The following is an 18243-nucleotide window of genomic DNA, read 5'->3' as shown; positions in this document are numbered from 1 at the left end:
GCTATAAATATAGCTAGTAAATGAGTTTCTACAAATTCATTTACTAGCTTTTTATTTACTATAATTTCGAATTCTTGATTCATTTTAATTAAGTACTTCTTCCACCTTCGAATTCAATATGCATCTCTCTCAAAATCATCACCAAAACACCGATTGATTCAAATTGAGTATTTTCACGGCAAATTAGTTCAATTTATCTTTAAATCCTTTAGTTTCTGTTTATGTATTACTATTAATATCAATATAATCACACTATATCCTATTATACTAATCAGTGATGATTCAAAACCAAATTCACCACCCGTTATCAACATATTATTCGAAGTTAAAACATATTGTAACGGTTGATCATCTACCTTATGGTCAGTTATCCATATTAATTGGCTAACATTCCAACATAAATGTATAGAAATGCTTGCCCAAATCGAATTAAATATATATGTTGCCAAACCAAACATGATTCCAACTAATATGCCACTGACTAATAACATGACCAAACTCCACATAGAAAGCGCACCATTAAAGATATGTATAACTGCAAAAAATATTGACGTTATTGATATTGCTACAAAAATATTAGTCTTTCGCTGAATATAACGCATAAGTAAACCACGACAAATCATTTCCTCAACAATTGCTGCTGCAACTCCATTCACAAATACTACCCAAAAAACACTTCTAAAATATTCATTTTGAGAAGTGAAATTTGGAGTGAAAAATTCACCGGGTATACATAATATATAAACACCATAAACTAAAACAGGTAATAATATCGCACATAAAACGAACAATTTATTAAATAGTGGTTTAGTAATCCTATAAACATATAAACTTTCTTTAAATAGGTTTACAATAACCCACTTCACTACGAAATACGCTAAAAGAATATAAATTACCGCAAATACAATAACTCCAATTCCCCAAAACGGTATTAAGTCCTCAAAAATCGAAGCTAAGCCTTGAGTTATCCCCATAATCAATAACCCTAAAATAAGCATTCCAAATATTTTTATAAATTCCACAATTATCACCCAATCTAAAATGTATTTAAATTGTATAGTATAAAATTGATTTTAGGAATTGGATTTTATGCTTTTTCATTCTAAATATAGGCTGATTCATTAAATATTATATTATTTAATCAAAAATAGAATAATATAATAGAAGTTCCTTCAAATTTAAATCAATTTCATGATTTCTATAAACATGCTCTCTTTTATAATAAAGTACTTCTAACATTTCTTTTCTCTCTTTTGATAAACCATTATGAATTTTTCTGTGACAATTGGGACACAGTACCACTATATTATCCGCAAAATCAATTGATTGTTTATAGTAACTTTGTACCTGCATTGGTATTAAATGGTGTGCTTCCACATATGGTTTTTGATTAGTTTCACTTATAAAAGTTTCATGATTTGGGTTATATTCACAACGCCATAAACTTTTTTTCTTTGCAGTTAAAACTTCTTGTGAACTCCTTTTGTATTTAGTAATACTCGTTTGTATTTCTATGGGTTTTTTAAATGTAGTGAAAGACAAATTTTTATCAACAGGTTTAATTAAATCAAGTGTGTTTTCTATACTTACTTTTGATGTCTTGGATTTATATGCCACATATGCTTTATAACAATTAAATGTTGCACTGTAAAAATGATTTTCTCTTTTGTTTAATTCTTTGAAATTACTATTATTAACAACTGTTTCTATCTTCTTAACTGAATCGAAATTATTAATGTCTTCTATATATTCATTACTTTCTTCATAATAGAGAATTATTAGTCTTATTAAATATCTACTATAAGAATCATTTTTTCCACTTTTACTCTCTTCTCCATTTTCTTTCTTATTTATTTCATCCAAGTAGTATTTAAATTGCTTAATTTGATGATAATATTTTTTATTAAATTCCTTATATATTTGACTATTTGCAGGTATTTTTCTATCTACTAACAAATGGTACATCCCCTTGTATTTTTAAAATTTTTTAAATGTATATTTATGATACATAGTATTATACACTTGTTTATTTAATATAAAAAAATGTAAATATTCAAATAGTACAATATTTGGGTATATTTTATTTATAAAGATTTATTAACTTAAAATCATACATATAGGGGTGCTTACTATGCAATTTAAATTGAAAGAAGCGGATATTTTAGAATATTTGGAGTTGAATTTCCCACAACAAAAATTTGAAAAAGGTCGGTTGTTGATTGGGCAACAAAGAAGATCTGACTTATCTATTTTCTATTTAGGCGAAGATTTCTTGGCAAATGTAGTTACGAAATTTAACACTTTTGAATATCGTGAAGCAGTACAATTAGACTACGATATGATTGATAAAATCACATTAAAGGACGCCTTATTATTTAGAAAGATGTATATAAAAAGTGGAGAACAAACTTTGAAATTTGGAACTTCCAGAGCGCTATTAGCTGATTTCCAAAATGATAATTATAATGCCTTTATTAAAGGAGAAAAGCAACGCGTTATTTTTGAAAATGGTCAATTTGTATAAAATACAGAATCTGGGACATAAATACTTTGCATTAAGCTCATCAAAGATTTTTGATGGGCTTTGTTATTGTTATCGATACTCAGTATTGTTATTGCTCGCTTACCTAGGGGGCTGGGTCGAGCCTTGGTCTCGACACGCATCCTGCTCCCTCAGGTGTCTAGCAAACCATACGAAGTGCATTGATACTATTATTATAAAAAATAAGACACTTTCGTATCATTTAATAACTTCCACTAAACTAAATTAACGAGGTGTCTGGTGTATAAAAATTTAAACATGTCTCAATTAACTCTACCAATGGAAACTAAAATAAAGAAGGCAATCTCAACAGAAATTGCCTTCTTATTCGATTAGCACACTTGAGCTATTAAATATATTGAATTTGGTAATTAAGTTACCTAAACTTGTTAAATCTTCACTAAAATTTTAGCTTGTGATTTATCATTTACTAATTGTTCAAAACCAGACTCCACAATATCCTCTAGTTGAATTTCATCAGTAATCACATCTTTTACTTGTAAATTACCTTCATTAATCAAATCAATTGTTTGTTGGAAGGTAGTAGGTGTATACGCAATCGTAGATGTTAATTTAACACCTGTATTCGTTAATTGCATTGGATGCCACTCAATTGGATGACCGAAGATTGAGACAATCACGACCGTTCCACGTGCTTTAGTCACATCAATAGAAAGTTTGAGTGTTGGCGCTACTCCTGCAACTTCAAATGCTACATCAACACCACTGTCAGTATTATTTTTAATTATTTCAACCGGATCATCTTCACCAGAATTAATGACATGTGTAGCACCTAAATCTTTCGCTTTCGCTAATCTTTCTGGTGATAAATCGACGACAAATATTTTACTTGCACCCGCAGCTTTAGCGGCTACAACTGTTAGCAAGCCGATTGGTCCAGCACCAAAAATAGCTACTGTATCTCCAAATAATACTTCCCCTTCTTTGATAGCTTGCACAGCAACTGCAGTTGGCTCAACTAATGCGCCCTCTTTGTCAGAAACATTATCCGGTAATTTATAAACATTTTCTTCCGGAACATTGGTAAATTCCGCAAAGCCACCATCAGAACCTAAACCTACAAATGAATAGCCATCATACAAATCAATATTTTCTTCCTTTTCACGCTTTGAAACAGTTGGGTTAACTACGACTCTATCACCTTTAGCAAATTTATTAACATTTGCGCCTACTTCTTCAACGACACCAGCAAATTCATGCCCTAAAGTTACAGGTGCTTTACCACCAAGAAATGGATCAGGTTTATCAGTTGAAATAAAAATAGGTCCTTCTAAGTATTCATGCAAATCCGTTCCACAAATACCAGCCCAAGATACTTTAACCTTAACTTCCCCATCCTTTAATTCATTTTGTGCACGCTCTTCAACTCGAACATCCTTTTGACCATACCATACTGCAGCTTTCATCGTATTACCTCCTTATTCTTTATAATTTAATGGTACGCCACTGTTTTTATATTTTCAATTATATAGTAAAGTTACAACACAAAAACTTAAATATTTTTATAGTGAATATATTGTTGTTATAAATTATTCCGCTTATTATTTGTAAAAAATAAACGTTAATCGTTGATCACAACAATTAACGTTTAGGAAAGTTTATATTAGTTCTTACTATAGATTCATATATCTATGCTGATAGTTACTTATTTTTCATCAGTTGAACTTCTGTTGTAGCAAGGTTTCGTTCTGCTTGTGCATGCTCTCTAATTATACTTGGAATAAGAAATGCATCTATAATAACCCAAATTATAGTAGGAATGCCAAAGGTCCACCAAGATGTTAATAATGTTAATACTAATAAGCCTACAGCTGATCCTGTTTTGCCTAAATAAAATCTATGGGCGCCAAAACCACCTAAAAAGAACCACAATAGATATGCTACACCTGTAGATTTTGAATTATTTGCTACTCTCTGTTCAATATAAGCTCTTTCGTCAATATTCATTTACATTGTCCCCTATTGTCTATGATTTATAAATATATTTTAACACAATAAATAATCAGAAAGAACATAACTTTTATGATTTTAATATTTTCAAACGAATAACTCCTTAAATTACTATTTTAAAAATTTTATTAGCTTTTCAACGGCATTGCAAATCATACCGAATTATCAATCACTACCCATTCCACAATCTATTTTTAATTTAGTAATTCTTGTACATATTTACTCAATCCGCTAGAACCTTCTTTTTCATAAATTTTTGTAATTTCACTACCTATACCAATTGCAAAGCTACCTGCATCTAACCAATCTTGTGCATTAGCTCTATCCACACCACCTGTTGGGATAAACTCTAGTTGAGGTAATGGCCCTTGAAAGTCTTTAATTGATTTCGGACTAAATTGATTCGCTGGAAATAATTTAATGATATTACACCCATACTGACTCGCATTTATCATTTCTGTTACAGTCATACATCCTGGAATATAAGGCACATCATAACTGTTTGCTAATTTAGCTGTATACTTATCAAACCCTGGACTTACTATAAATGTCGCACCCGCTTCTATTGCCGATTTTGCCGACTCACTATCTAATATAGTACCTGCGCCAACTACAACGCCCTCATATTGTGATAATTCTCTAATAATTTCATTTGCTTGTGGTGTTGTTGCCGTAACTTCTATAATTTTTAATCCATTTTTAATTAAGATTTGAGCAATATCAATGTATTTTTGTTTATCTGTGGTTCTATAAACTGCGATTAATTTGTTACTTTGTATTTCATTCAAAACTTGTACTGATTTCAATTTATAGCACCTACCAATTTTTTTATTTTAAAAGTCTACTCAACGTTTGTATGTTGTGCATTGGCGCTTTGATTTGTTGTATTGTCACGTTCTGCTAATTTTTGATTTAATACATCTAATGTGATGTGTACAGTTTGATCAAATAAGGAAGATAGTAGTTGTGATGATTTCACACCTGTATTTACTTTTGTAGCTCCTGGAACAATTATGGTTTCGTCTGCTAATTGTGCCAATTTAGAATTCTCATCGCTTGTTAATGCAATTATGGTAAGTCCTAGTTTCTTAACTTTCTCTGTTTGAGTGACTATACTCTCAGTTGTACCAGAGCCAGAAATAGCTACCCAAATATCGCCTGCTTGAACGGAAGGTGTAATCGTTTCTCCAACTACATAACTTTGATATCCGATATGCATTAATCTCATTGCAAATCCTTTACCTTGGAAACCACTTCTTCCAGCACCAACAACGAATATTCTCTGATTTTTTGTTAACTTTTTAACCACATTATCTATTTCATTTTCATCTACTAAATTCATCACTTCTTGAATTTCATTCATAACAGTAGTAATCGTACTCATGCTTTTAATACCTCCATAAATTTTTTTGCTGTCTCAACGATATTTTTTGATGTAGTTATTTTAGAACCCACTACAACAATGTCTGCAAAATTTTGCTGTGATATTTCTGATATTGCTTTGTAATCTATACCACCTGCAATAGCTATGTGTTCAACATGTTCATGTAAAGATTTGAATTCTTCTATTTCTGCAATAGCTGACACCTTTTCATTTGCATCCACAGAATGATGAATCAAATAGACTGCTTCTGAAAAATTATCAATTGCTGCTATTTGTTTATGATTTAAATTAAGTAAATCAATCATCATCGTGCCATTATATTGCTGGGCTACTTCATAACAAGCTGTTAACGTTTGATAACTTGCTGCACCCATTACTGTCACAATATCTGCACCGTGTCGAAATGCTTGATTAAACTCATACGCACCCTCATCAATCGTTTTACTATCAACCAAAATTTTACTATCTAGTGTAACCTCAGCTATTTTTTCAATAGCGCTATTTCCGTAATCTTTGATTAATGATGTTCCTATTTCTATAATATCTACATTACCATTTAGCTTAGTGGATAATTTAATAGCTTCATCTAATGAAATTCGATCTAACGCAACTTGTAATTTCATCATTCGTACTCCTTTTCTATTGCTTCTAGTTCAGTTCTGTTTGGATAGCCATCATTATCTCCCGAGGACTGTACTGCAAGCGCTCCAATTATATTACCTCTTGCTACTGCGGACTTGATGTCGATACCTTCTAATAATCCAGTAATAACACCTACCGCAAATCCATCGCCAGCACCTACTGTATCTACAACATGGTCAACTCGTTGTCCTGAAATTGTCATTCCAACTGTTTCACCTTTTTGCTTTATATATGCTCCTTGTGCTCCTAATTTAACAATTACTATGCTCGTTTTCTCACTTTGAGTTAAATAGAAGTCTGCTATCTCTTCTGGATTGTCACTACCTACTAATATTTTCCCTTCATTAATACCAGGTAAAATTATATCAGCATGCTTAGCCAAGTAATTAAGTGTATCTCTCATTTCTGTTTCAGACTGCCATAACTGAGGTCGTAAATTTGGATCAAATGTTGACGTGATCTGCTTACGATTAATTAGCTCTATCAATTTATTAAATGTAGCTAATGATTGTTGTGAAATAGCAGGAAAAATACCTGATAAATGGACAAGTTCTATATCATCCCAACCTATTTTGTTTAACATTTCTCCATTAAAGTTCGCTGCTGCAGAGCCTTTTCTAAAGTAATGAATATCTGGATCTCCTTGACTGACACGATTTTTCAATTGATATGCTGTCCAAAAATCATTTGTCTTTTCAATATAATCTGTACCTATATTATTTCTAGTTAGTTCGTTTTCAATAAATTTACCGAATGGATCATCACCAAGTCTTGTAACATATTGTGTGCTATGCCCTAATCTCGATACACCGACTGCTACATTAACTTCTGCACCTGCTAAATATTTAGTGAATTTTTTAGCTTCAACTAAGCTTTTATCAACTTCATCTGATCCAAATAACGCAATTGGTTCTCCAATGGTTAGAAATTTACTCATATGCTATCTCTCCTTATAAAATAAAGTATGCTAAGAATAAGTTAATTGCTGTTGCTATCCAAATCCACGGTAGGCCTGTTATTAAAAAGGTTTTAGTATCTAATTCATTATATTGAACTGCCCATAAATTCCAAGATTGCGTGATACACGCTGAAATTCCAACCATGGAAGGTACGACAAGTAATCCATATAAGAAATATTGATCAAATAATCCTGTACTAACAAAGATACTTGCCGTAGCTGCCCCCGCACCATATAAGAATAATGGTCCTCTAAAATATGCTAATGGAGCTAGAAAAACCATAATCACAGTTAATAGTAATGTATTATCTGGAATTATATGTTTAAATACATCATTAAAGTCAGCCATTGCATGAACCGCAGCTGCTTGGAACATATTCAGTACAAATAGCATAATAATTAACCCTGCTATATCACTAATTGCGTTATATGCTGTATTGTTTATCATTTTAATGAGTCCTGTATACGTTTTCATATTTCCAGTTGCAAATAAAGCAACTATTATTGATAAGAATAGTGCTGGAACTGCATCCCAGCCTAAGATAATATTTAATGCTACAGGTAATATTGGTAATATGTAAGTCCATGGTGAAACCTCTTTAATCTCAGTATTTTCATCTTCTGTAACAACCAATTTCGATTTACCGTTTTGAATTTTTTTGCGATTATACAAAATAAATGCAATTGTAATTCCCATCTGTACTAACATTGCTGTAAAACCAAATTTTTGATATCTTAAGCCCCACTCTATTTTCGGGAAAAACACTTGAAACTGCACAAACAAGACATTATTAATGTACATCGCTGCACCAATCGATAAAGTAAAAACTGACACAGCGATGTGTTTTGGCACACCTATGGAATACATAATTGGGAAAATAATTACACCAATCGCTATGGCTGAGCCAACTCCATAAGAACTTGAAAATATTAATGCAAGTACACATGAAATTAGAATTGTTGCTACCACAGGGTAACGATTACCTACTGTTTGAGTTCGTCTACTAATACTACCAGCAATACCCGTATCAACTAGTACACGACCAAACCAAGACCCAAATATAATATTCACAATAGTACTTCCATACTTAAGTACAGGCTCTGTATAGATCTCTTTAATGGCTACATTTAATGGCACCAATCCAATAATAGTCCAAAGAATAGCCATAATTAAAAATCCTAAAGTTAAATTCCCACCACGCATGACAAAAATGACAAACAAAATAAATGTTAACAATAGCAATATACCAGTAATAGCTGCACCCATAACCTCACCACCTAATATTTGTTTAGCTCACTTAAAATTCTTTGATAAGTTGATACATTTTTCTTTTTCTTCTCTTCATAGAAAAATGAATTTTCAAGATTATTAAAATCTAGGGCAACATAATATGCTGTTAAATACGCTGCCAATGCTTCTTTTGCTGATTTTTGTATATCATCAGAACTGTTAATATCTCTTTGTATAGATTCCATAAATTTATACGCAAATTTTTCTGCATCTACATTCGTTTTTTTAATTTCCATAACCTAACACCTCAATAGCTCGTTTATCTGTTAAAATTTCATCTTTAATATTCGATGGGTACTCTAATGCTACGGGTACATCAGTTGGTAAAAGCGTTATTACTTTACGCCAATTAATATCACCTTGCTCAAGAGAAGTTGCTCTTAACAAATCATTTTCTCGCGTAACATTTTTCAAATGAATATATCTCACATATTCCTTCAACGCTTTTGCTCCAACAATTTCACTCTCCCCTACATATCTAAAGTTTCCTAAATCATATGTGTATCCAATATTAATTCCTGATTGTTCAGCTTCAGTTAAGAATTTTAGAATATGGTTAATTGTTCCTGATTGTTCAGTTTGATCATTTTCAACCGTAAAACTAAATGGTTGTTCATTGATAATCTTTAAATTTTGTAATTGTTCTTTATTTTGGTAATTACCAATTGTCATCTTTACATGTGTCGCTTGAAGATTGCATGCTTCAGTGAAATAATGTTCAATATTTGGATTAAGTTCTCCATTTTCTAGAAAAATAACTTCTGGAACACTGTAAAGAATAGTGATGTTTTGCTCTTTTGAGTATTTCGCAATAGCTTCCACTTCACTATCAATATTTTTAAAATATTCTCTTCTTACTTCTATACTGTTGAAGCCCAAATCGACTATATAATCAAATATTTCTAATTGTGTTAATCCAGAATTAATTTTTTCTTGTGCAACTAACGTATTAAAAACCAAATCAGTATTTTTCATAACATCATCCCTTCAACCAAATTAGGTAAACCGGTTTTCTAAGTTCTTGCGTATTATAGTAAACCGGTTTACTATAAATGTCAACGCTTACATTTAGTCTTTTATAAATAACAATGTTAAACTTTAATATGATTAGGATAGATTCCATTGGAAGGATTGAACATAAAATGGAGAAAAAAGTAACAATTTCTGATGTGGCGAAGTATGTAGGTGTATCGAAATCAACGGTGTCACAATATATTAATGGTAATCATCAAAAAATGTCAGCTGATACGCGTGAAAAGATTAAAAAGGCAATTGAAAAGTTAAATTATCGCCCGAGTAAACAAGCCCAATTTTTAACAACTCGAAAAAGTAATTTAATTGGTGTAGTGGTTGCAGATATATCTAATATGTATTCATCATTATTATTAAAAGGTATTAGTCAGTATTTCGAACATACAAATTATCATCTAATAATTGTGGAAGCCGCTAACTCAGAAATAAAAGAACAGAGGATATTACAGAAACTTGTTGATCAAAATGTTGAAGGGATTATTATTCAACCTTCGAATGATAACTCCTCTAATTATCAATTTATTGCAAATAATCAAATCCCTATGATTTTGGTAGACCGTGAAATTGAGGATAGCCCTTGGCTCTCGGTAACCACAGACAATGAAGCAATTGTGGCAAAGCTCATGCAGTCAATCGTTGAAAAAAGTTATAAAAATATCATCGTTGTTTCACAACCTATCCATAAAGTTAATACTAGAGAAAAACGCTACAATACAATTGCCGATATAAGTAATGCAAACAAGTTAAATGTTCATCTAATTGAGGTTGATGAAGCACATTATATTGATATTAAACAAATTACAGAAATCACTAAGACTGGGAAAACTGCAATATTTGCATTAAATGGCACAGTACTTTTGGACATAATTAAATTGATTAATAAAAATAATTTAATAATTCCTAATGATATAGGCATAACAGGATTTGATGATTTTAATGTGACAGACATTATTTCGCCTGGAATTACAAGTATTAATCAACCTTCTAAATTAATTGGATCAACTGTAGCAGAGTTACTCGATTTAATTCTAAAAGGCACGCCTACTAATAAAATTGATGTACCAACCATTATTAAATCAGAAATTGACTGGAGACATTCTTTATAAAGCTCAAAAAATATTGCCCAGGAAATGCATTGGCACTAATCATCCATCATTTTATTTCTATTTCTGGCAATTTGACATAAACGCTAAACACATATCTCCCTTGTATAAATCACCTCGGACTATAATTGATTTTTACAAAGGGGGATTATTTTATGCTTTTCTGTCCAACAAACCTTGCCAAAGCTTGAGCTGCGATATTGGAAGAAGCTAATAACATCAAGTGCAAGGCATCATTCACGCTAATGATATCACCTATTTTCAGAGCATTTAATGCATCTTCTACGATATCTTCTGCTTCTATTACAATTGAATCTTCCATAGTTATCGGATAGGTTAAAGCTGTTAATATAGTGAGTAATTTAATAATACTTGCTGGATTCACTTTTTCATGCTCTTTATATGCCAATAATTGTTGCAACCTAGTATTATTTAAATGATGTATCGGGAATGACGGGTATGGCATCACAGTATAAGCTTGAATTTGGATATCTTCTGCAAGTGAACCTTTTAATGCATAATCCAATATCAGTCTTGTTTGGTGAAATCTATTTCCTTGTGCCCCTATAGTTACAACGATATAAGGCTTACCTTGCTCATAGACGATTGCAGTCAAATTCTTTATAATGCCTAGTGTTCCTGTTTTTCCTCCTAATAGCGTATAATAATTCGACAAAAATTTATTTTCGATTGTTGTTTTAATCGTTGTTTGTCGGGCGTCTTCTCCTAATATATCAACTTGATATTCCTTCTTACGCCAAATCTCTGAAATGCACTGATTTTGGCTCGCATGTAAAGTTAATAGTGCAATATCATATGCAGTAGACAATTGCCCTCTCGCACTTAAGCCTGAAGGATTTTTAATCATTGTATTGTGCATTTTTAATTTTTGTGCCATATCATTCATTTGTTTGATAAAAATTTCTATAGCTTCCACCATCGATACACCTACCGTAAATAAATTCGAATGATTAGTTATTTATACATTTACCATTACCACTTCTGAAAAACTTTATTACTGCAAATATTGAGCATTTTCCCTATATCATATATAAAATTTAAAATATTCTGCTACTAAGGTAATTTATCTTTTTTCAAAAAATAAGATATGACACAATATTTTGTGTATAATACATAAGTGAAATGACAATTAAACTTTAAAGGGGGATATTTTGTGAAATTGAAATATGTAGCAATAGGGGCAGTGTCCGCTTCTCTTTTGTTAGGCGCTTGTGACATTAACATTAATACAGGATCCAATGATGATTCCAAAAGTGATAGCAAGCAAAGTCAAAAGAATGATAGCAAAAAGAATAATAACAGTAGTCAATCATCTAGTAATAAATCAACACATACCAACAATAACAGTAATGAGAATATAAACTCTCCAGAACATTTTGCAAAAGTTTGGGTATCTGTTCTTAAAGATAAAGATTATAACTTAGATGCTTCAGAAACGAAAGTTACCCATGATGATGTATCTGGTGAAGCTTTAAATCCATATAATGAAAGTGCATCTGCTAAATATCCAAATGGAACTCAAGCTTTATACGGTACACCAACTACATCTGGACAAGTCATTTACAAAGATAACAATGATGGTACCGTTGATGTATACGATGTCCCAAGTCATTTCCATGACAAGCGTTGGGATGAAGATGATTATTCTCAAAGTGAGTCTAACCGCATTCTAAATAATCCAAAAACAGTTAAACTTCAAGATTTATCACAAAATGAAATCAATGAGTGGACTAGTGTTATTTCAGAATCAAACAGTTCTAATGAGAGCAGTAACTCTAGCTCAGATGATAGTAGTGATGAAACGAGTGATGATAACGATAGCGGCAGTGTAACTAGAGAAAATGTTATCGATAAAGTCGAAGATTATGAAGGACACACATTGGATACCTCAGAATATACTTACAAAGAGCCGGAACAGCAAGATAACGGAGATTGGGGATTCTCATTCACAGATAAAGATGGAGAACTTGCAGGTTCTTATATCATAGATTCGGATGGCAACGTAACGAAATACGATGAAAACGGAGACCCAGAATAACTGCCAAACAATGTTATCTATTTGCTAAGTTATAAAAATAAGCTGAGACATTATTTAATATGTCTCAGCTTATTATGCTTTATGTGAAATAAAATGCTATTCCTCTATATATAAATCTTATCTCTTTTGAAAGTTGATTTAAGACTTAATTTCTATCCATTTGATAGCCATTTTCTATAGATTGAACTTCCCCATCCTTCACATTTATAAATATGGTAAAGCCATTATCTGAATTATCGTCATATATTAACTGACCATCACTTTCCATCGTTGGCTCACCATGAAATTGTTTGAAGGCACTAACGGACACATCTTGTGGTAATACATAAACACTAGATACGGTATCATCACTATCATAGGTAACACCAATATCGCCATACTTTTCTACTTCGCCAAAGTCCATGCTATCGACACTTTCTGGCTCTCCAAATTCTTCCTTAATATCATCTTTTGACATACCAATATTAAAGCCATCGTAACCATCTGAATTATCACTCTTCATAAAATCTGAACTAAATTGATCCGATAAAACATTAATAGAAATTCTCTGGTTGTTAGCATTACTTTCAGAACTATCGCCGGTATTTATATTAATATTCAAATTTTTAAATAAAAAGTACCCTGCAACAACCAAAGCACCTAGCAATAATAGTACTGCAACAATAGATAATATAATTACTGTTGCAGATTTCTTTTTCTTCTTACTTGAATATAAATAATCATTATTTCGTTGTGTATAATTACTTGTTCTATAGTTTGAGTTATTATTTTTACTATATGAATTAGTATTGTAATGCGAACTTTTACTGTACTCACTGTTTATGCTAGCGTCATACTTTGAGTCACTATTACTTTCACTACTTGTAGTACTGCTGTAATTAGGATTAATGCTGCTTTCACTATTTGTACTACTGTTGTCATTTGAATTACTGCTACTTTCAGTACCTTCACTAGTGCCAACATTCACTTGCTTACCACACTTATTGCAAAATGATTGATTTTCCTCTAATTTATTTCCACAATTCGAACAAAATTTCATATGTATATGACCTCCCCATCTATGACTCTGAACACAATACGTTATCAAATATAATATTGTAATCTTAGCACCCTATTATTTGCTTATAATTAGCAAAAACTTAAATTTAAAATCATCAATCATATTTTAATACTAACACCAGAAAATGACTACATTATTTTTTAATAAATATATTAAAAGTAGCAAAACTTAACTTCGCTAATTATTTTGCTTAGACATAAAATGTTATCTATTCAACAAACATAAACCAATATAGAAAAAGAGTACTAATCCATGAATTACGAAATAGTACTCTCTGATAAATATATAGTTAAGTTTTAGTCTTTTTATTCTTTAATTTATTATTATATCCAACCTTTATCAACTGCTTTTTTCCATGCATCAAAGCGATTTTCAGCAACTAATTTTTCAATGATTATCGAAGTATAGTTTCTTACTGTTCCGTTTGATAAATATAATTTCGTTGCAATTTCTTTGCTGCTGAGACCTTCACCAATCTCTCTTAAAACAATTTGTTCCTTATGTGTTAGTGGATTAGAATCTGAAAATAATGATGTCATCAACGAAGCACTATATTCTTTTTCTCCTGCGACAACATTATGGATAGTAGATGCTAAATCTTCAATCGAGCGCTCCTTTAATACATATGCATCAACATCATTCGCCACAGCTCTTTCAAAGTAGCCAGGTCGTTTAAATGTTGTGACAATTATTACTTTTGTTTCAATTTGTCGTTCTCTAATCTCTGCCAATACTTCAAGACCTGTCATTTGAGGCATTTCCACATCCAAAATAATAACATCCGGTACTTCATCTTCCACATATTCCATAACAGCTTTACCATTATCAACATCGGCCAGTACGTTTAAATCATCATTTAAATTGAGTAATTGAACCATTGCTTCTCTAAGCATTAATTGATCTTCTGCGATTACGATTGATATCATTTCAAATCACCCCTAGGAATTTCTATCACTAAAGTTGTACCATTGTTGGAGTGAAATTCTAAATGCCCGTTCAAATAATTCACTCGTTCCTCAATACTCTGTAACTTTTGTACCTTTTTTGTGTTTATACCAATACCATTGTCAGAAATTGTCATTTTCAATGTATTTTGTTCCTCTTGCAATTCACCAACAACTTTAGTCGCTTGTGCATGTTTTACAATATTATTAATTGCTTCCCTCAGAATCATAGATAATATCGATTGCTTTGCTGGATTAAGTGATTTCACTCCACCTTTATTATGAAAAGTAAATTTTAAATTAGCGTTATTTAAAATTGTTTCAACCGATTTCACTTCTTCCTCAAATGATTGAACTTTCAAATCTTCAACTATAGCTCTCACCTTTTTCAAAGCATCTCTAGAGAGTGCCGTGACAGAGTTCATTTCTTTTTTGGCCGCTTCAACGTCCTTATCTATAAGTTTTTCTGCTAATTCTGATTTTAAAGTTAAGCTCGCAAATATATGACCCAAAGTATCGTGTAAATCTTGCCCTATACGGTTGCGTTCTTGTTCAGCGATTAAGACATTAATATATTTGTTCTTTTCTTCTAATTCTTCCCTAACTTTCCGATCTTCTCTCGCTTTAAAATTACCTAATGTAACTATTAAAATAACTAAGTAAAATACAATTATTAGGACAAAATAAGTTGGAGTTACAAAATAAGTTATAACTAAACAAATAATCATTGTAGCTATAAAGGTATAAAATTCTTTTGATTTCACAGATACTCCCATTATAAAAGGTAAAGCAAACGCACTAAAAAAGAAGAATAAACTGTTCATCGTATTGACACTATATACAAAATATATAATTCCTAAATAGTGAATAATTAACATGATATACATGTTATTTCTATTTAATTTGTCATGATATAATACTAAGATTAAATAAGATATACTAAATATTAATAGCACACTTATATACACTACTTGAAACCCTCTTTTTTCATCAAATATTGAAAGAAAAGGAAATAGTAAATAAATTAACGTAGATATTTCACCTAGACGAACACCCCAACCTCTTTTTTTCATAGTTATTCCACATCTCTTTTTTTATTTATATATAATGCTATACCTAGAAAAATTATACTATAGATAATTAAAACACCGAAAGATTCTAGGTTAACACCTTCGCCCTTACCTAAATCATAGGCAATTAATTTCAAATGATATGTCGGAGTTTTAGTTGAAATATTTTGTAACCATTCTGGAAAAGTATTCACTGGGAACCACAAACCACCTATTATTGCTAAACTTAAATTAAGTATATTCGCAAAACTACTGGCCTTTTGAGCATCTTTAAATTGTGCAATAACTATACCAAAAGTTAAAAATAGACTTGCACCAAGCCATAATATTAAACCTGAGAATAGCCAACTTTGTAAATCCATAGTAACATTTTTATAAAAGTGTCCTACCGTAAAAATAACAATAATTGCTAATGCAAATTGAATCATCGCTCTAAATATTTTAACTGTAAAATATTTAGTAGCTGTTAAAGGTGTCGACATTAAATGTCTAAACCAACCACTTGTTCTCTCTTCTATCATATCTAAAGGAAATGACATTAAACAAAAGTTCATTAAACTAAATACAGTCATACTATACATATACTCTTTATAAAATTTCTGTGCAGCTGCTGATGGTAAATCTAACAATGAGGTGAATAATAAATAGAATACTACCGGTAAAAATATCGATATGATTAAATACATCTTTTTACGAAACAATACTTTTATTTCAGTTTGCAAGTACGCTAACATCATATCTCAACCACTCCATCCTTGTTATTAAACATAATATCCAATAGTGACGATTTATGAATTTCAATTTCATTCAGGTTTACATTTAGTCGAATTAAATCATCAACAATTTTACCTACATCATTTGTTTCAATTTTATAATAATGACCCTTTTCTAAAACCTTACAATCATTATCAATATCAATACTTTCTATTGTCTTATGAAAATATTTCGGAATGTTTATTACTGAACGACTACCATTTGTTCTTATATTTTCAGGAGAATCGCTAATTTGAATAACACCTTCGTCTAGTAATATCACGTGATCTGCCATTCTTTCTACTTCTTCTATATAATGTGAAGTGTATAAAATAGTCATACCTTTACGTTTTAAATCAGCAATTATTTGCCAAAAATGCTCTCGAGTTTCTATATCCATTGCAGTAGTTGGTTCATCCATAATCAAAAACTCAGGTCTCCCGACTAAAGTTAAAGCAAAATCTAAAATGCGCTTTTGTCCTCCAGATAAACTATCCGCCATTTGTTCTAATTGCCCTTCATCAAATTGCGTTATTTCTTGAAATCGCTCAATTGAAATAACTTGTTTATAAAAAGACTGGTGTAACTCCAACAATTGTCTCACCTTTAACATTTTTGGAAACTGTGTTTTCTGGAAAAGTATCGCCATACGCTGTGAATTTAATAAATTATCTTCATCTACTATTTCTCCAGTATCTAACTGTTTATTTCCAATAATTATATCTATTAGCGTAGATTTTCCTGCACCATTCTTACCAATAAATGCTGTACAGATACCTTGCTCAATATTGAGCGTGATATCTTTCAAGACTTCTCGCTTACCAAAACGCTTAGATATATTCTCAACACAAATCATGTGTAATCACCCTTTCTTAACTCGACTTAACTTTATCAAGAAAGATGATGATATATTAGTCCCATTTGTCATAAATTGCATATGACATTTGTCATCTCTATATCGTAAACCTTTTGTCCCGATTCTCGAAAAAGAAAACTACCACCTATACCCACTGATTATGAATTTTGAGATTTAAGTTGTTATTTTTCTAAATAGGTTTTCTAAATTAAATATATCTTTTGATAATTATGTTTAACTTCTCTTAAAAGTGGAATCACATAAATATAACTTTTAAAGGAGGCATTTATAATGAGTAAATTTGATGAATTCAAAGATCAAGCGAAAGATAAAGCCGAAGAAATTAAAAATGACGATGAGAAAAAAGAACAATTAAAAGACCAAGCTTCTGACAAAGCGAAAGATTTAAAAGATAAATTTTAAGATATAAATAAATTAAGCTAGTGGTGAAAATCTTCATCACTAGCTTTTTTGTGTTATGTATCTTTTAATTTTCACCTTCTATAAACAATAATTATAGTTTGAAACTATAAACAATTAACTTATTTATATTGGTTGTTTACATTTTACCCCTATAA

The 18243-nt window shown here is 31.1% G+C and carries 21 protein-coding genes; 4 read left to right on the top strand and 17 right to left on the bottom strand.

All coding sequences use genetic code 11. The annotated features are described in order from the left end of the window. Nucleotides 1-188: 188 nt before the first annotated feature. Entirely contained in the window at nt 189-1022 is an 834-nt protein-coding gene (locus ACY191_RS02240) for a CPBP family intramembrane glutamic endopeptidase (protein ID WP_229366693.1), read from the bottom strand. A gap of 115 nt (nt 1023-1137) precedes the next feature. Beyond that, complete coding sequence (locus ACY191_RS02235; protein WP_229366694.1) at nt 1138-1956, bottom strand: HNH endonuclease; 819 nt, start codon at nt 1954-1956, stop codon at nt 1138-1140. A 175-nt stretch (nt 1957-2131) separates the two neighbouring features. Here ACY191_RS02235 and ACY191_RS02230 point away from each other — a divergent pair, with 175 nt between their 5' ends. Then, entirely contained in the window at nt 2132-2524 is a 393-nt protein-coding gene (locus ACY191_RS02230; protein ID WP_042737884.1) for a hypothetical protein, read from the top strand. Nucleotides 2525-2931: 407 nt separating this feature from the next. Here ACY191_RS02230 and ACY191_RS02225 read toward each other — a convergent pair whose 3' ends face one another. The 9 genes from ACY191_RS02225 to ACY191_RS02185 all read right to left on the bottom strand — a co-directional run bounded on the left by ACY191_RS02225 (nt 2932) and on the right by ACY191_RS02185 (nt 9763). Next, nucleotides 2932-3969 carry a 2,3-butanediol dehydrogenase gene (locus tag ACY191_RS02225; protein ID WP_107579672.1) on the bottom strand — a complete coding sequence of 346 codons (1038 nt, stop codon included), beginning with the start codon at nt 3967-3969 and terminating at the stop codon, nt 2932-2934. A gap of 235 nt (nt 3970-4204) precedes the next feature. Next, complete coding sequence (locus ACY191_RS02220) at nt 4205-4510, bottom strand: TM2 domain-containing protein (protein ID WP_042737882.1); 306 nt, start codon at nt 4508-4510, stop codon at nt 4205-4207. 197 nt (nt 4511-4707) lie between these two features. After that, the gene (eda, locus tag ACY191_RS02215) at nt 4708-5319 is read right to left on the bottom strand and encodes a bifunctional 4-hydroxy-2-oxoglutarate aldolase/2-dehydro-3-deoxy-phosphogluconate aldolase (protein ID WP_229366695.1); all 612 of its coding nucleotides are present in this window, start codon (nt 5317-5319) and stop codon (nt 4708-4710) included. A gap of 35 nt (nt 5320-5354) precedes the next feature. After that, nucleotides 5355-5897, bottom strand: a complete 543-nt coding sequence (gene hxlB, locus ACY191_RS02210) for a 6-phospho-3-hexuloisomerase (RefSeq protein WP_229366696.1) — start codon at nt 5895-5897, stop codon at nt 5355-5357. Continuing rightward, a complete protein-coding gene (locus tag ACY191_RS02205; RefSeq protein ID WP_229366697.1) occupies nt 5894-6520 on the bottom strand; it encodes an orotidine 5'-phosphate decarboxylase / HUMPS family protein in 627 nt (208 codons plus the stop codon). Before ACY191_RS02205 ends, hxlB begins: the two co-directional genes overlap by 4 nt. Beyond that, nucleotides 6520-7476 (bottom strand): sugar kinase, encoded by a 957-nt coding sequence (locus ACY191_RS02200; protein WP_229366698.1) that lies wholly within the window; start codon nt 7474-7476, stop codon nt 6520-6522. The genes ACY191_RS02205 and ACY191_RS02200 overlap by 1 nt, the downstream gene beginning before the upstream one ends. Nucleotides 7477-7489: 13 nt before the next feature. Continuing rightward, nucleotides 7490-8764, bottom strand: coding sequence for a gluconate:proton symporter (locus ACY191_RS02195; RefSeq protein WP_107642065.1), 1275 nt, complete (start codon nt 8762-8764; stop codon nt 7490-7492). A gap of 11 nt (nt 8765-8775) precedes the next feature. Beyond that, the gene (locus tag ACY191_RS02190) at nt 8776-9024 is read right to left on the bottom strand and encodes a hypothetical protein (protein WP_042737876.1); all 249 of its coding nucleotides are present in this window, start codon (nt 9022-9024) and stop codon (nt 8776-8778) included. After that, nucleotides 9014-9763, bottom strand: coding sequence for a sugar phosphate isomerase/epimerase family protein (locus ACY191_RS02185; RefSeq protein ID WP_229366699.1), 750 nt, complete (start codon nt 9761-9763; stop codon nt 9014-9016). The genes ACY191_RS02190 and ACY191_RS02185 overlap by 11 nt, the downstream gene beginning before the upstream one ends. A gap of 167 nt (nt 9764-9930) precedes the next feature. Between ACY191_RS02185 and ACY191_RS02180 the strand changes: the two genes are divergently transcribed. Next, on the top strand, nt 9931-10926 hold the full coding sequence (locus tag ACY191_RS02180) for a LacI family DNA-binding transcriptional regulator (RefSeq protein WP_042737874.1): 996 nt from the start codon (nt 9931-9933) through the stop codon (nt 10924-10926). Nucleotides 10927-11071: 145 nt separating this feature from the next. Here ACY191_RS02180 and ACY191_RS02175 read toward each other — a convergent pair whose 3' ends face one another. Continuing rightward, nucleotides 11072-11863 carry a serine hydrolase gene (locus ACY191_RS02175; RefSeq protein ID WP_229366700.1) on the bottom strand — a complete coding sequence of 264 codons (792 nt, stop codon included), beginning with the start codon at nt 11861-11863 and terminating at the stop codon, nt 11072-11074. A 234-nt stretch (nt 11864-12097) separates the two neighbouring features. Between ACY191_RS02175 and ACY191_RS02170 the strand changes: the two genes are divergently transcribed. Continuing rightward, the gene (locus tag ACY191_RS02170) at nt 12098-12982 is read left to right on the top strand and encodes a hypothetical protein (RefSeq protein WP_229366701.1); all 885 of its coding nucleotides are present in this window, start codon (nt 12098-12100) and stop codon (nt 12980-12982) included. Between the two features lie 145 nt (nt 12983-13127). Here ACY191_RS02170 and ACY191_RS02165 read toward each other — a convergent pair whose 3' ends face one another. The 5 genes from ACY191_RS02165 to ACY191_RS02145 all read right to left on the bottom strand — a co-directional run bounded on the left by ACY191_RS02165 (nt 13128) and on the right by ACY191_RS02145 (nt 17665). Continuing rightward, entirely contained in the window at nt 13128-14021 is an 894-nt protein-coding gene (locus tag ACY191_RS02165; protein ID WP_229366702.1) for a zinc ribbon domain-containing protein, read from the bottom strand. Between the two features lie 344 nt (nt 14022-14365). Then, nucleotides 14366-14968, bottom strand: a complete 603-nt coding sequence (locus ACY191_RS02160) for a response regulator transcription factor (protein WP_042737871.1) — start codon at nt 14966-14968, stop codon at nt 14366-14368. Beyond that, nucleotides 14965-16059 (bottom strand): sensor histidine kinase, encoded by a 1095-nt coding sequence (locus ACY191_RS02155; RefSeq protein ID WP_229366703.1) that lies wholly within the window; start codon nt 16057-16059, stop codon nt 14965-14967. The genes ACY191_RS02160 and ACY191_RS02155 overlap by 4 nt, the downstream gene beginning before the upstream one ends. 2 nt (nt 16060-16061) lie before the next feature. Next, on the bottom strand, nt 16062-16793 hold the full coding sequence (locus tag ACY191_RS02150) for an ABC transporter permease (protein WP_042737869.1): 732 nt from the start codon (nt 16791-16793) through the stop codon (nt 16062-16064). Then, complete coding sequence (locus tag ACY191_RS02145) at nt 16790-17665, bottom strand: ABC transporter ATP-binding protein (RefSeq protein WP_463269891.1); 876 nt, start codon at nt 17663-17665, stop codon at nt 16790-16792. Before ACY191_RS02145 ends, ACY191_RS02150 begins: the two co-directional genes overlap by 4 nt. A 291-nt stretch (nt 17666-17956) precedes the next feature. Between ACY191_RS02145 and ACY191_RS02140 the strand changes: the two genes are divergently transcribed. After that, nucleotides 17957-18088 carry a hypothetical protein gene (locus tag ACY191_RS02140; protein WP_257044044.1) on the top strand — a complete coding sequence of 44 codons (132 nt, stop codon included), beginning with the start codon at nt 17957-17959 and terminating at the stop codon, nt 18086-18088. The last annotated feature ends 155 nt before the right edge of the window (nt 18089-18243 follow it).

The sequence above is a fragment of the Staphylococcus sp. TCBT05 genome, assembly GCF_055179755.1.
Note: the sequence above shows the minus strand (reverse complement) of the source record. Positions and strands in the feature narration are given on the sequence as shown.

What these genes read in the sequence shown, in the direction of transcription:
- ACY191_RS02185 (WP_229366699.1), bottom strand. Translation starts at nt 9,763, where the DNA reads ATGAAAAATACTGATTTGGTTTTTAATACGTTAGTTGCACAAGAAAAA.
- hxlB (WP_229366696.1), bottom strand. Translation starts at nt 5,897, where the DNA reads ATGAGTACGATTACTACTGTTATGAATGAAATTCAAGAAGTGATGAAT.
- ACY191_RS02230 (WP_042737884.1), top strand. Translation starts at nt 2,132, where the DNA reads ATGCAATTTAAATTGAAAGAAGCGGATATTTTAGAATATTTGGAGTTG.
- ACY191_RS02145 (WP_463269891.1), bottom strand. Translation starts at nt 17,665, where the DNA reads ATGATTTGTGTTGAGAATATATCTAAGCGTTTTGGTAAGCGAGAAGTC.
- ACY191_RS02205 (WP_229366697.1), bottom strand. Translation starts at nt 6,520, where the DNA reads ATGAAATTACAAGTTGCGTTAGATCGAATTTCATTAGATGAAGCTATT.
- ACY191_RS02140 (WP_257044044.1), top strand. Translation starts at nt 17,957, where the DNA reads ATGAGTAAATTTGATGAATTCAAAGATCAAGCGAAAGATAAAGCCGAA.
- ACY191_RS02195 (WP_107642065.1), bottom strand. Translation starts at nt 8,764, where the DNA reads ATGGGTGCAGCTATTACTGGTATATTGCTATTGTTAACATTTATTTTG.
- ACY191_RS02165 (WP_229366702.1), bottom strand. Translation starts at nt 14,021, where the DNA reads ATGAAATTTTGTTCGAATTGTGGAAATAAATTAGAGGAAAATCAATCA.
- ACY191_RS02200 (WP_229366698.1), bottom strand. Translation starts at nt 7,476, where the DNA reads ATGAGTAAATTTCTAACCATTGGAGAACCAATTGCGTTATTTGGATCA.
- ACY191_RS02155 (WP_229366703.1), bottom strand. Translation starts at nt 16,059, where the DNA reads ATGAAAAAAAGAGGTTGGGGTGTTCGTCTAGGTGAAATATCTACGTTA.
- ACY191_RS02225 (WP_107579672.1), bottom strand. Translation starts at nt 3,969, where the DNA reads ATGAAAGCTGCAGTATGGTATGGTCAAAAGGATGTTCGAGTTGAAGAG.
- ACY191_RS02190 (WP_042737876.1), bottom strand. Translation starts at nt 9,024, where the DNA reads ATGGAAATTAAAAAAACGAATGTAGATGCAGAAAAATTTGCGTATAAA.
- ACY191_RS02180 (WP_042737874.1), top strand. Translation starts at nt 9,931, where the DNA reads ATGGAGAAAAAAGTAACAATTTCTGATGTGGCGAAGTATGTAGGTGTA.
- ACY191_RS02150 (WP_042737869.1), bottom strand. Translation starts at nt 16,793, where the DNA reads ATGATGTTAGCGTACTTGCAAACTGAAATAAAAGTATTGTTTCGTAAA.
- ACY191_RS02220 (WP_042737882.1), bottom strand. Translation starts at nt 4,510, where the DNA reads ATGAATATTGACGAAAGAGCTTATATTGAACAGAGAGTAGCAAATAAT.
- ACY191_RS02160 (WP_042737871.1), bottom strand. Translation starts at nt 14,968, where the DNA reads ATGATATCAATCGTAATCGCAGAAGATCAATTAATGCTTAGAGAAGCA.
- ACY191_RS02175 (WP_229366700.1), bottom strand. Translation starts at nt 11,863, where the DNA reads ATGGTGGAAGCTATAGAAATTTTTATCAAACAAATGAATGATATGGCA.